Origin of the sequence: Pseudomonas sp. 86_A, from assembly GCF_017491705.1 — a bacterium.
Classification (GTDB): Bacteria; Pseudomonadota; Gammaproteobacteria; order Pseudomonadales; family Pseudomonadaceae; genus Aquipseudomonas; species Aquipseudomonas koreensis.
Genome location: NZ_JAFGYS010000016.1, coordinates 46,347 through 58,562, shown reverse-complemented (window position 1 = coordinate 58,562; position 12,216 = coordinate 46,347). Strand labels below are relative to the sequence as shown.

Genomic DNA, 12,216 nt, shown 5'->3' with positions numbered 1-12,216 from the left:
GCCACAAAAACCGCTATCCACAGTGGATGGGCGTAACGGCCTAACTCATCTGCTCAACCCGATCGCGCCCACCCTGCTTCGCCGCATACACCCCCGAATCCGCCCGCAACAACAGCGCATCCGCGCCCTCCCCCGGCCGCCAGCTGGCGATGCCGAAACTGGCCGTCACCACCCCGACCACGTCCACCGGCGCACTGCGCAAGCCCTGCCACAATTCCACCGCCAGCATGTACGCATGCTCGCCGTCGATGTCCGGGCACAGCACCATGAATTCCTCGCCGCCCAGACGACAGAACACATCGGTGCGCCGCAAACGATGGCCGATGCGCTCGCACACGGCCTGCAATACGCGGTCGCCCACGGCATGGCCGAACTGGTCGTTGATCCGTTTGAAGTGGTCGATGTCGAGCATGATCACCGACAGCTCGCCACCACCGCGCTCGACCCGGGCCATTTCGGTGGTCAGGCGCTCCTGGAAATAGCGGCGGTTGTGGATGCCGGTCAGTGAGTCGGTCACCGACAGCGCCCGCAATTCTTCTTCCACCCGCTTCAGGTCGGAAATGTCCGAGATGTAGCCGTGCCACAGCACCCCACCGCCTGGCAGTTCTTCCGGCGTCGCCTCACCGCGGACCCAGCGCAGGCCGCGCGCGGGCAGTTGCACGCGGTATTCCTCGCGCCAGGGGCTGAGGTTGTCCGCCGAGGCGCGGATCGAGCTGCGCACGCGAGTGATGTCCTGCGGGTGGATACGGGAAAAGATCGCCTCGGCATCAAGCAGCAACACGTCCGGCTCCAGCTCGTAGATTTCGCGAATGCCGTCGCTGGCGTAGATCACGCTGAAGCGCCCGTCGAATTCCATCTTGAACTGGTAGATGCCACCGGGCACGTGGGCGCTGAGTTTTTTCAGCAGCACATCCCGCGCCGCCAGCGCCTCGTGCACGCGCTTGCGTTCGGTGATGTCGATGCAGATCGCCAGATGCCCGACCCACAACCCTTGCTCGTCCAGGACCGGCGTAGCGAGCATGTTCACCGGCAGGTGGCTGCCGTCGCTGCGCACCAGCGTCCATTCGCGCGCTTCATGGCCGCCAACCTCGCCGCCCTCGACCAGCATCGCATGGCAGGTCGGAATGACCTTGCCGTAACGCGCACTCAATTCCGCTGATCGCGCTGCCAGCTCCCGCGGCAGGTGCAGGTTTTCCAGCGTCATATGGCCGACAACATCGGCGCTGCTGTAGCCGAGCATCTGTTCCGCGCCGGGGTTGAAGGTGTTGATCACCCCGCGCAGGTCGGTGGCGATAATCGCCACTTGCGTCGCCGCGTTCAGTACGCCGCGCAACTGGCCGTGGGTACCGCGCAATTCCTGTTCACGCTCGTGCAGTTCCTGGGTGCGCAGCTCGACCATGCGCAAGGCGCGCTGGCGTTGGCTGACCAGGACATAGAGCAAGGCGCTGAGCAATACGCTCAATAATCCGCCGAGAATCACCACACTGCCGACTGACGAATGGTTGGCCTGCATAAACGCTTCGCTTGGCAGGATATCGACCTGATAGTCGTGATCGGCCATGCGCACAAGGCGCGTTGCTGACAAATCACTGGCAGCCGGCTGATTGCTCGACTCGAACAACACCTCGTGCTGATCGTTGGTCGACAGATCGAGAATGCGCACCGAAAGGTAATCATGGAGCACGTCCGGCAAGCCATCGGCGAGCAACTGGCGCATGCTGATCACCGCCATTACGTAGCCGAACGGCCGCTGCCCGGCCCCACGGCTCACCGGTGCCACCAGCAGCACACCGCGCGCATAGGACGGCTCGATACTCACCAGGTGCAACGGTTGCGACACCGCCAGATTGCCGAGTTTTTCGGCGCGCTGCAGGGTGTCGCGGCGCAGTGGCTGCGCGAGCAAGTCGTAACCCAGTGGCGAACCGAGGCGGCTTTGGGTCTGGCTGTACAACACCGGCACGTATTCGTCACGGATGGCCGCCAGTTGCAGTTCGCCCTGTGCGTTGAGTTCTCGAATGGTAAAGGTGCTCAGGCCTTCATCGCGTACACGCTGCTCGAACGCCGGGCGCTCGGCCGCACTGATCCTTGGCGCAAACGAATAGGCCTGGGTACGCAGCAATAACGGTTGGGTGTAGCCGTCGAACTCGGCACGGGACACCGATTCGGAGTTGGCGAAGAAACGGCGCAGGCCGTCGAGGCGTTGCTCTTGGTCCTGAAAGCGCTCTTCGATGCGGCTGTAGCGCTCATTGGCGAGCAGCTGGAAACGCTGCAGCAATTGATGGTGAAACTGATTGAGGGTGGCCCAGGCGAGCAGCCCCGTGAGAATCCCGCCGGCGAGCAATACCAGCAGCGCGACCAGCCAGGCCGAGACGTCTTCGCTGATAAAACCCAGAATCTTCGGGCGCACGGGGTGCAACGACATAAGGGCAACTCACTACGCCAGTGTTCCGGGAAAACCCCATTGGCCATGAGTGAGTTATAGCTATTAGCCATTAATTTGGCTAGCACTGAACGGATCCAAGAGCCTTTAAAAATCAAGGCTCTGTGGATCCAACTCAGCAGGGTGTCAACGCGCCGTGATTTTCCAGGCGCGGTGGATCTTGGTGTTGCGGGCAAAATCCGGATCGATGGTCTGCGCGCTGATTTCCTCGACCGCGTAACGCTCGGCCAGGTTCTCCTCCAACTGGAACTTGCGGAAGTTGTTGGAGAAATACAGCAAACCCCCCGGCGCCAGACGTGCCATCGCCAGGTCGATCAACTGCACCTGATCACGCTGCACGTCGAAGATGCCTTCCATGCGCTTGGAGTTGGAGAAGGTCGGCGGGTCGATGAAGATCAGGTCGTACTCGTCGCGGCTGCTTTCCAGCCACGCCATCACGTCGCCCTGCTCCAGACGGTTCTTGTCGGAGAAGCCGTTCAACGACAGGTTGCGGCGCGCCCAGTCGAGGTAGGTTTTCGACAGGTCGACGCTGGTGGTGCTGCGCGCGCCGCCCTTGGCTGCGTGCACGCTGGCGGTCGCGGTGTAGCAGAACAGATTGAGGAAGCGTTTGCCGGCCGCCTCTTTCTGAATGCGCATGCGCATCGGGCGGTGGTCGAGGAACAGCCCGGTGTCGAGGTAGTCGGTGAGGTTCACCAGCAGCTTGACGCCGCCTTCACTGACCTCATTGAACTTGCCCTGCGCGGCCTGACGCTCGTACTGCTTGGTGCCGCTCTGGCGCTCGCGGCGTTTGACCACCACGCGGCTCTTGTCGACGTTCAACGCCTGCGGGATCGCCGCCAGGGCGTCGAACATGCGCGCCGAGGCCTTTTCCGGGTCGATCGACTTCGGCGCGGCGTATTCCTGCACGTGCACCCAGTCGTGGTACAGGTCGATGGCCATGGCGTATTCCGGCATGTCGGCATCGTAGACGCGGTAGCAGTCGATGCCTTCGCGCTTGACCCACTTGCTCATCGCCTTGAGGTTTTTCTGCAGGCGGTTGGCAAACATCTGCCCGCCTTCGCTCAGGCGCGGCTGTTCGATCACTGGCGCCGGGGCTGGCGCTGGCTTGATCGGGTTGCCGTTCTTGTTGAACTTGCGCTCTTGCGGCTCGTTCGGGGTCTGATCGTAAGCCGCTTGCTCGCGCTCGGCCTGACGCTGTTCAGGCGTGCGCCGCTCGCCGGTGACAAACTGATCCGGCAGAACCTTGATCAGCAGCAGCTTGCACGGCAGCGCGCCGTTCCAGAACGAATACTGTTTGTGGCTGCGGATGCCCATGCGCTTGCCCAGCTCCGGCGCACCGGTGAACACCGCCGCTTCCCAGTTCAGGCACGCCTGACGCAGACGCTCACCGAGGTTCTGGTAGAGATAAAGCAGGCTGGCTTCGTCACCCAGACGCTCGCCGTACGGCGGGTTGCAGATCACCAGACCTTTCTGGTTCTGGTCCGGGCGCGGCTCGAAGGTCGCGACTTCGCCCTGATAGATCTTGATCCACTCACTCAGGCCGGCACGCTCGACGTTGTTGCGGCCCGGCTGAATCAGGCGCGGGTCGGCTTCGTAACCGCGAATCCACAGCGGCGGCTTGGCCAGACCGGCAGCGGCACGCTCGACGGCTTCTTCATGGAGTTTTTTCCACAGCGCCGGGACGTGTCCCAGCCACGCGGTGAAGCCCCACTGCTCGCGACGCAGGTTCGGCGCCATGTCGGCGGCGATCATGCCGGCTTCGACCAGGAACGTACCGACACCGCACATCGGGTCAGCCAGCGCGCCGCCTTCGGCCGCAATGCGCGGCCAGCCGGAACGGATCAGGATCGCCGCTGCGAGGTTTTCCTTCAGCGGTGCAGCGCCCTGCTGCAGGCGGTAACCGCGCTGATGCAGGCTGTGGCCGGAGAGATCGAGGGACAGGATCGCTTCGCCGCGATCCAGGCGCAGGTGAATGCGCAGGTCCGGGTTGAGCTTGTCGATGGACGGACGGTCGCCCTGCGGGGTGCGCAGTTTGTCGACGATGGCGTCCTTGACCTTCAAGGCGCCGAAATGGGTGTTGTCGATGCCCGAGCCGTGGCCGCTGAATTCAACAGCCAGCGTGCCGTCGCTGAGCATGTGGTCCTGCCACTCGACATCCAGCACGCCGTGGTACAGGTCTTCGGCGTCCTTCATCGGGAAACGCTTGAGCACCAGCAGCACGCGGTTGGCCAGACGCGACCAGAGGCACAGGCGATAAGCGGTTTCCATGGTCGCCATGCCACGCACGGCGGAGGTGTGCTCGCGGGCGTCTTCAAGGCCAAGCCCGACGGCTTCCTCGATGAGCAGGCCTTCAAGGCCTTTTGGGCAAGTGAGGAAGAGTTCGAAACGATCGGACATGGTATTTCCAGAGCCTTTGGCTAGTGAACCGGCAACGCATTGCCGATCCGGTTTTCAATCAGGCGCTTTTCTAAAAGAGCGCCCGCGTGGCACGAAGGTGTGCCGTTCCATCCCCGCTGCTCGGGTTAAAGGAGCTTAGATGCCGGGACAGATAAAAAAGTTGATGAAACAAAAAGTCTTAAAGCGACCCTTCGTCGCTTATTAACCGAGCGTAAACGTGGGTCATTCTCACTAAAGGATTAACCCCATCATCCAGCGCGGGCCCGATCATACCGGGGTTTGCTGAAAAAACATTCATGAAACCCGTCGTTACTTATGGCTGTAGCACTATTTTCGTTACGTCCTTATGACAAAACGATCATTCCCTCTGTGTGACTCATTGGTTAGAACTGACCACAGGTTGACGTCGCAACGGCGTCAACACCTTGGCTCGCCACGCCGGCAGCGAGCCGCACCACGGCAGAGTTTTTCTGCCAGACCTCGGTTGAGGTCGACGCGACACAAACAGTCAACAAGTGAGGGAAACACCCTATGAGAAGACTTAAGCGTGATCCGTTGGAAAGAGCATTTTTGCGCGGATATCAATATGGCGTTGGTGGCAAATCCCGCGAGCTTTGCCCATTTACTCTACCGTCGGTACGTCAAGCCTGGATCAACGGCTGGCGAGAAGGACGCGGCGACAACTGGGACGGTATGACCGGCACTGCGGGGATCCACAGACTCAACGAACTTCACGCCGTCGGCTGACACAGGGCACTTATTGCAACACGACAATCTGAATTTCTAGCGACTTACCATGCACGTCCTTCCCGGACGGCGGGCTGCGGCCCAGGGGCTCCTTCGAGGAGCCCTTTTTATTGCCTGAAAAAAATCGATGTGGCGAGGGAGCTTGCTCCCTCGCCACAGAAGCCCTCAGCAATCCTCAGCGCAGGGCGGCGATCGCGTCGACCGATTCACGAATCAGCGCCGGACCTTTGTAGATGAACCCGGAGTAAATCTGCACCAGGCTCGCACCGGCAGTGATCTTCTCGGCCGCGTGCTTGCCTTCGGTGATGCCGCCAGCCGCGATGATCGGCAACCGACCACCCAGCTCTGCCGCCAGCACCTTGACGGTGTGGGTGCTCTTGTCGCGTACCGGGGCGCCGGACAGACCGCCCGCCTCGTCACCATGCTCCATGCCTTCGACGCCGACGCGGCTAAGGGTGGTGTTGGTGGCGATCACCGCGTCCATCCCGGTTTCGATCAACGCCTGAGCAACCTGCGCGGTTTCTTCGTCGGTCATGTCCGGGGCGATCTTGATCGCCAGCGGCACGTGCTTGCCGTGACGCAGGGCCAGTTCAGCGCGGCGCGTCGCCAGGTCCGCCAGCAACTGCTTGAGCGAATCACCGAACTGCAGGCTGCGCAGGCCCGGGGTGTTCGGCGAGCTGACGTTGACCGTCACATAGCTGGCGTGGGCATACACCTTGTCCAGGCAGATCAGGTAGTCATCCACTGCGCGCTCGACCGGGGTGTCGAAGTTCTTGCCGATGTTGATCCCCAGCACGCCCTTGTACTTGGCCGCCGCAACCCGCGCCAGCAGGTGATCGACACCGAGGTTGTTGAAGCCCATGCGGTTGATGATCGCCTCGGCTTCCGGCAGGCGGAAGATCCGTGGTTTCGGGTTGCCCGGCTGCGGACGTGGAGTCACGGTGCCGATTTCGACAAAACCGAATCCCAGTTGCGAAAAGCCGTCGATGGCCGCGCCGTTCTTGTCCAGACCGGCCGCGAGCCCCACCGGGTTCGGGAAGTCCAGCCCCATGACCGTCACCGGCACGTTTGCCGGTTTCTTGCACAGCATGCCATTGAGGCCCAAACGCCCACCCGCGCCGATCAGATCCAGCGACAGATCGTGGGAGGTTTCCGGGGAAAGTTTGAACAACAGCTGACGGGCCAGGGTGTACATGGGCGGCGATGACTCGGGCGGCGAAAAGAGGCGGCGATTATAGCCGGGCAACGCCCCGCCGCGCGAGGCGCACGGGTAAATCCGTGCGCATGGCATATGCCTTGCACCTTCCTCGGCATCAGCCCGCAGGCCAATGGTGGCGTGCAGGCAAGGACAATGGCGTCGTCTCTCGGTTTTGCGCGGGCAAAGCCTGGGACGACGTTTTTTTTGAGGGTGGCTTTCATGACTCAAACCTCCGCCGGGCCGCTGGCCTGGGTCAACGGCAGCGATGCTCCGGAAAAGAGCGTGATCAACCTGGGCTTCATGGCCCTGAGCGACTGCGCCTCGCTGGTGGTCGCGGCCACTCAGGGCTTCGCCCAGCCTTATGGGCTGACCCTGAACCTCAAGCGCCAGAGTTCCTGGGCCAACCTGCGGGACAATCTGGTCAGCGGCGAACTCGATGCCGCCCACAGCCTCTACGGCCTGATCTACGCGGTGCACCTGGGGATTGGCGGTGTCGCGCCGACCGACATGGCAGTGCTGATGGGCCTGAACCAGAACGGTCAGAGCCTGAACCTGTCCCACGGTTTGCAGGGCCTGGGCGTGACCGGTCCTGAAGCGCTGCACCACCATGTGCACCAAACCCGCGCAAAACTGACTTTCGCCCAGACCTTCCCGACCGGCACCCATGCCATGTGGCTGTATTACTGGCTGGCGAGCCAGGGCATTCATCCGTTGCAGGATGTCGACAGCGTGGTGGTGCCGCCGCCGCAAATGGTCGCGCACTTGCAGGCCGGACGCATTGATGGCCTCTGCGTCGGCGAGCCGTGGGCGGCTAGCGCCGTGCAGCAGGATCTCGGTTTCACGCTGGCCACCAGCCAGACCATCTGGCCCGATCACCCGGAAAAAGTCCTCGGCTGTACCCGCGCCTTCGTCGAGCAGAATCCCAACACCGCCCGGGCGCTGGTGATGGCGATCCTCGAAGCCAGCCGTTTCATCGAAGAAAGCCCGGAAAACCGCCGCAGCACCGCGCAGTTGCTGAGCGCTGCGGAATACCTCGACGCCCCGGTGTCCTGCATCGAGCCGCGCTTTCTCGGCGACTACGACGATGGCCTGGGCAATCGCTGGCAGGACCCGCACGCCTTGCGCTTTCACGGCGATGGGGCGGTGAATCTGCCGTATCTGTCGGACGGCATGTGGTTCATGACCCAGTTCCGCCGTTGGGGTTTGCTGCGCGATGACCCGGATTACCTCGCCGTCGCCCGTCAGGTACAACAACTGGAGATCTATCGCGACGCGGCGACTGCTGTAGGCGTCGCGGCCTGGGGCAAGGACATGCGCAGCAGCCAGTTGATCGACGGCAAAATCTGGGACGGCAGCGACCCGGCCGCCTACGCCCGGAGCTTCAAGCTCCACGCGCTGAACGACAGCGCACCCCTTCTCGCCCACCGCTGACAGGAGACCGCGAACATGCTGCGCATTCTGCTGATCAACGACACCGCGAAAAAAGTCGGACGCCTGAAAGCTGCTTTGACCGAGGCCGGTTTCGAGGTGATCGACGAGTCGGGCCTGACCATTGACCTGCCGGCGCGCGTCGAAACGGTGCGCCCGGACGTGATCCTGATCGATACCGAGTCACCGAGCCGCGATGTGATGGAGCAAGTGGTGCTGGTCAGCCGCGACCAGCCACGGCCGATCGTGATGTTCACCGACGAACATGACCCCGGCGTGATGCGTCAGGCGATCAAGTCCGGGGTCAGTGCCTACATCGTCGAGGGCATACACGCACAACGCTTGCAGCCGATTCTCGACGTGGCCATGGCCCGCTTTGAGAGCGATCAGGCCTTGCGCGCTCAGCTTCAGGCCCGCGATCAGCAACTGGCCGAGCGCAAACGCATCGAATTGGCTAAGGGCCTGCTGATGAAAATGAAGGACTGCAATGAAGAAGAGGCCTACACCCTGATGCGCCGCCAGGCCATGAGCCGCCAGCAGAAACTGATTCAGGTGGCGGAACAGATCATTGCCATGAGCGAGTTGCTTGGCTGAAGCCTTGCGCTGCTGTTGATTTTGACTTGGCACAAATCTCGCTAAGCAATCCCTACAGGTAACCAACGGCGGTTGCCCCACCTACGACAAAGACGTCGCTCACCTTCTTCGCCCCTTTCGGCGATCCGGGTAGCGGCGTTTTTGCGTTTTGGCCCCACAGCCCGGGGCCGGTGGTGCGGCCGTGGCGGCGCCCCACTGTGCTGGTTCTGACTCCTTCTCGAGATTCTCTACAGCTGAGGTGCGCGATGAATAAAAGCTTCTGGAAATCCGGCCACACCCCGACCCTGTTCGCAGCCTTCCTGTATTTCGACCTGAGCTTCATGGTCTGGTACCTGCTCGGCCCGCTGGCGGTGCAGATTGCCGCCGACCTGCACCTGACCACCCAACAGCGTGGCCTCGTGGTGGCCACGCCGATTCTGGCCGGCGCGGTATTGCGCTTTGCGATGGGCATGCTCGCCGATCGCCTGTCGCCGAAAACCGCCGGCCTGATCGGTCAGGTGATCGTGATCTGTGCGCTGTTCGGTGCCTGGAAACTCGGCATCCACAGTTACGAACAGGCCCTGCTGCTCGGCCTGTTCCTCGGCATGGCCGGCGCCTCGTTCGCCGTGGCCCTGCCCCTGGCCTCGCAGTGGTATCCGCCGGAGCATCAGGGCAAGGCGATGGGCATCGCTGGAGCCGGCAATTCCGGGACTGTGTTCGCGGCGCTGATCGCTCCGGTGCTGGCGGCGGCGTTTGGCTGGAGCAATGTGTTCGGTTTCGCCCTGATCCCGCTGCTCCTGACCCTGGTGCTGTTCGCCTGGCTGGCGAAAAACGCGCCGGAGCGGCCGAAAGCCAAATCCATGGCCGACTACTTCAAGGCCCTGGGCGATCGCGACAGCTGGTGGTTCATGTTTTTCTACAGCGTCACCTTCGGCGGCTTCATCGGCCTGGCCAGCGCCCTGCCCGGCTACTTCAACGATCAATACGGCCTGAGCCCGGTGACCGCCGGTTATTACACCGCTGCCTGCGTGTTCGGTGGCAGCCTGATGCGTCCACTGGGTGGCGCGCTGGCTGACCGTTTCGGTGGTATTCGCACGCTGCTGGCGATGTATACGGTGGCCGCAGTTTGTATCGCAGCGGTCGGCTTCAACCTGCCGAGCTCCTACGCGGCACTGGCGCTTTTCGTCTGCACCATGCTCGGTCTCGGCGCGGGCAATGGCGCGGTGTTCCAACTGGTGCCGCAACGTTTCCGTCGCGAAATCGGCGTGATGACCGGGCTGATCGGCATGGCCGGCGGCATCGGCGGGTTTGCCCTGGCGGCGGGCATGGGCGCGATCAAACAGAGCACCGGCAGCTATCAACTGGCGCTGTGGCTGTTCGCCAGCCTTGGCGTGTTGGCGTGGTTCGGTCTGCACGGAGTCAAACGTCGCTGGAGAACCACTTGGGGTTCGGCGGCCGTGACCGCTGCCCGGGTTTGAGGCCCGAATGGCCCTGCAACTGAGCTTTGCCGAAGCCAGCGTCACCGGCCCCCGCGCGGAAAATCAGGACGCCTTGCGCCTGGTGACCCCGGCCCCGGCGCTGGCGGCCAGCAAAGGGTTTCTGTTCGCCATCGCCGACGGCGTCAGCCAGTGCGCCGATGGCGGGCTGGCCGCGCGTTCGACCTTGCAGGCGCTGGCGCTGGACTACTACGCCACACCGGAAACCTGGAGCGTGGCCCAGGCCCTCGATCGTCTGTTGCTCGCACAAAACCGCTGGTTGCAGGCCAACGGTGGCGGCCAGCCGCTGCTCACCACGGTCAGCGCGCTGGTCCTGCGCGGCCGGCGGTTTACCCTGGCGCACGTCGGTGATTGCCGGGTCTATCGCTGGCATGCCGAGACCTTGCAACGGATCAGCGAAGATCACGTCTGGGATCAACCCGGTATGCAGCATGTGCTCAAGCGCGCACTGGGACTGGATCAGCATCTGGTGCTGGACTTTCTCGATGGCGAATTGCGTGACGGCGAATGTTTCGTGCTGCTCAGCGATGGCGTGTGGGCGGTGCTCGGCGATACCGCCATCGCCGGAATCCTGCGCGATCAACCGGACCTGCACAGTGCCGCGCAAACGCTTGTCAACGCCGCGCATCTGGCCGGCAGTCAGGACAACGCCAGCGCGCTGTTGGTGCGAGTGGATGCCGTCGGCGAGGCCAGCCTTGGCGATGCACTGATTCATTTGCAGCAGTGGCCGCTGCCCCCGCCGCTGAAAGCGGGTCAGGTCTTTGAAGGCTGGCAGGTTCAAGAGGTTAAAAGTCGCAGCCAGCAATCGTTGCTGTATCGCGTGCTCGATGGTCAGGGCCAGGCCTGGCTGTTGAAGACTTTGCCTGCACAACTGGCAGACGATGCCCAGGCTGGTCAGGCCTTGCTGGCGGAGGAATGGTTTCTCAAACGCGTCGCAGGGCGGCACTTTCCCGAAGTCCATAGCGCCGGCCAGCGTCAGCATTTGTACTACGTGATGCGTGAATATTCAGGGACAACCCTGGCGCAGCTGTTCGAACAAAACGGCCCGCTGCCACTGGCTCAGTGGCAGGATCTGGCCGAACGCCTATCGCGGGCCGTCGGCCTGTTGCATCGACGGCAGATCCTGCACCGCGACATCAAACCGGAAAACCTGCACCTAGGGGACGACGGCGAGTTGCGTCTGCTGGATTTCGGTCTGGCGTATTGCCCCGGTCTGTCGCAGGACGCACCGTCAACCCTGCCCGGAACCCCGAGCTTCATCGCGCCGGAGGCCTTTCAAAGTGCAGCACCCAGCGCACAACAGGATCTGTATGCGGTGGGCGTGACCTTGTATTTTTTGCTCACCGGGCATTTTCCCTACGGCGAGATCGAAGCCTTCCAACGCCCGCGTTTCGGGGTGCCGGTGAGTGCCGGACGCTATCGCCCGGATCTGCCGGAGTGGCTGGCGCAGTGTCTGGAGCGCGGTGTGGCGACCGATCCTTTGCAACGCTATGAAACCGCCGAGGAATGGTTGCTGATTCTGGAGCAAGGTGAGCGCCGCAGCCTGAGTGTGCGCCCTCGTCCCTTGCTGGAACGTGAGCCGCTGAAGGTCTGGCGGACACTGGCGTTACTGGCACTGCTGGGCAATCTGGTGCTGCTGTTTCTGTTGTTTCATGGCTGATGCGGCGCTCCATTAACGAGCGTGCTGCTTCCATTCAGTGCAAAAACCACAATGAACATCTGGCCAATTCCAGCATTACCCCAGTGAATTCGCGGCTCATCACGACTTGGCACAACCACTGCATTAACGTTTGCAACTGACATAAAGCCCGACCTTCAACGACGAAGGCCAGGCTTCCCGAGAGAACGGGACAAGGACAAAGGCGTCCTCGCTAGGTAACTGGCGGGACGCCTTTTTTGTTTGCGCCATTTTTGTCGAGCAAGGCCTGACTGCCCAC

General features: G+C 62.4%; 8 protein-coding genes. 5 read left to right on the top strand and 3 right to left on the bottom strand.

Features of this window, described 5'->3' with window-relative positions; genetic code table 11:
• Positions 1-40 precede the first annotated feature (40 nt).
• The gene (locus J5M57_RS23350) at positions 41-2,422 is read right to left on the bottom strand and encodes a GGDEF domain-containing protein (protein ID WP_169840788.1); all 2,382 of its coding nucleotides are present in this window, start codon (positions 2,420-2,422) and stop codon (positions 41-43) included.
• A 144-nt stretch (positions 2,423-2,566) separates the two neighbouring features.
• Positions 2,567-4,837: a bifunctional 23S rRNA (guanine(2069)-N(7))-methyltransferase RlmK/23S rRNA (guanine(2445)-N(2))-methyltransferase RlmL gene (rlmKL, locus tag J5M57_RS23345; protein ID WP_207850105.1), complete on the bottom strand. Its 2,271-nt coding sequence runs from the start codon at positions 4,835-4,837 to the stop codon at positions 2,567-2,569.
• A 531-nt stretch (positions 4,838-5,368) separates the two neighbouring features.
• On the opposite strand from rlmKL, the gene J5M57_RS23340 reads away from it, so the two are divergent.
• Entirely contained in the window at positions 5,369-5,584 is a 216-nt protein-coding gene (locus J5M57_RS23340; RefSeq protein ID WP_003223300.1) for a ribosome modulation factor, read from the top strand.
• Between the two features lie 175 nt (positions 5,585-5,759).
• Here the strand turns inward: J5M57_RS23340 and J5M57_RS23335 are convergent, their stop codons facing one another.
• The gene (locus J5M57_RS23335; protein ID WP_169840792.1) at positions 5,760-6,779 is read right to left on the bottom strand and encodes a quinone-dependent dihydroorotate dehydrogenase; all 1,020 of its coding nucleotides are present in this window, start codon (positions 6,777-6,779) and stop codon (positions 5,760-5,762) included.
• A gap of 222 nt (positions 6,780-7,001) precedes the next feature.
• On the opposite strand from J5M57_RS23335, the gene J5M57_RS23330 reads away from it, so the two are divergent.
• The 4 genes from J5M57_RS23330 to J5M57_RS23315 all read left to right on the top strand — a co-directional run bounded on the left by J5M57_RS23330 (position 7,002) and on the right by J5M57_RS23315 (position 11,939).
• Positions 7,002-8,213, top strand: a complete 1,212-nt coding sequence (locus tag J5M57_RS23330) for a CmpA/NrtA family ABC transporter substrate-binding protein (RefSeq protein ID WP_207850106.1) — start codon at positions 7,002-7,004, stop codon at positions 8,211-8,213.
• A gap of 15 nt (positions 8,214-8,228) precedes the next feature.
• Positions 8,229-8,804 (top strand): ANTAR domain-containing protein, encoded by a 576-nt coding sequence (locus J5M57_RS23325; protein ID WP_007916390.1) that lies wholly within the window; start codon positions 8,229-8,231, stop codon positions 8,802-8,804.
• Between the two features lie 245 nt (positions 8,805-9,049).
• Entirely contained in the window at positions 9,050-10,261 is a 1,212-nt protein-coding gene (locus tag J5M57_RS23320; RefSeq protein ID WP_207850107.1) for a nitrate/nitrite transporter, read from the top strand.
• Between the two features lie 7 nt (positions 10,262-10,268).
• Positions 10,269-11,939 carry a bifunctional protein-serine/threonine kinase/phosphatase gene (locus J5M57_RS23315; RefSeq protein WP_207850108.1) on the top strand — a complete coding sequence of 557 codons (1,671 nt, stop codon included), beginning with the start codon at positions 10,269-10,271 and terminating at the stop codon, positions 11,937-11,939.
• Positions 11,940-12,216 lie beyond the last annotated feature (277 nt).

What these genes read in the sequence shown, in the direction of transcription:
- J5M57_RS23340 (WP_003223300.1), top strand. Translation starts at nt 5,369, where the DNA reads ATGAGAAGACTTAAGCGTGATCCGTTGGAAAGAGCATTTTTGCGCGGA.
- J5M57_RS23335 (WP_169840792.1), bottom strand. Translation starts at nt 6,779, where the DNA reads ATGTACACCCTGGCCCGTCAGCTGTTGTTCAAACTTTCCCCGGAAACC.
- J5M57_RS23350 (WP_169840788.1), bottom strand. Translation starts at nt 2,422, where the DNA reads ATGTCGTTGCACCCCGTGCGCCCGAAGATTCTGGGTTTTATCAGCGAA.
- J5M57_RS23315 (WP_207850108.1), top strand. Translation starts at nt 10,269, where the DNA reads ATGGCCCTGCAACTGAGCTTTGCCGAAGCCAGCGTCACCGGCCCCCGC.
- J5M57_RS23320 (WP_207850107.1), top strand. Translation starts at nt 9,050, where the DNA reads ATGAATAAAAGCTTCTGGAAATCCGGCCACACCCCGACCCTGTTCGCA.
- J5M57_RS23330 (WP_207850106.1), top strand. Translation starts at nt 7,002, where the DNA reads ATGACTCAAACCTCCGCCGGGCCGCTGGCCTGGGTCAACGGCAGCGAT.
- rlmKL (WP_207850105.1), bottom strand. Translation starts at nt 4,837, where the DNA reads ATGTCCGATCGTTTCGAACTCTTCCTCACTTGCCCAAAAGGCCTTGAA.
- J5M57_RS23325 (WP_007916390.1), top strand. Translation starts at nt 8,229, where the DNA reads ATGCTGCGCATTCTGCTGATCAACGACACCGCGAAAAAAGTCGGACGC.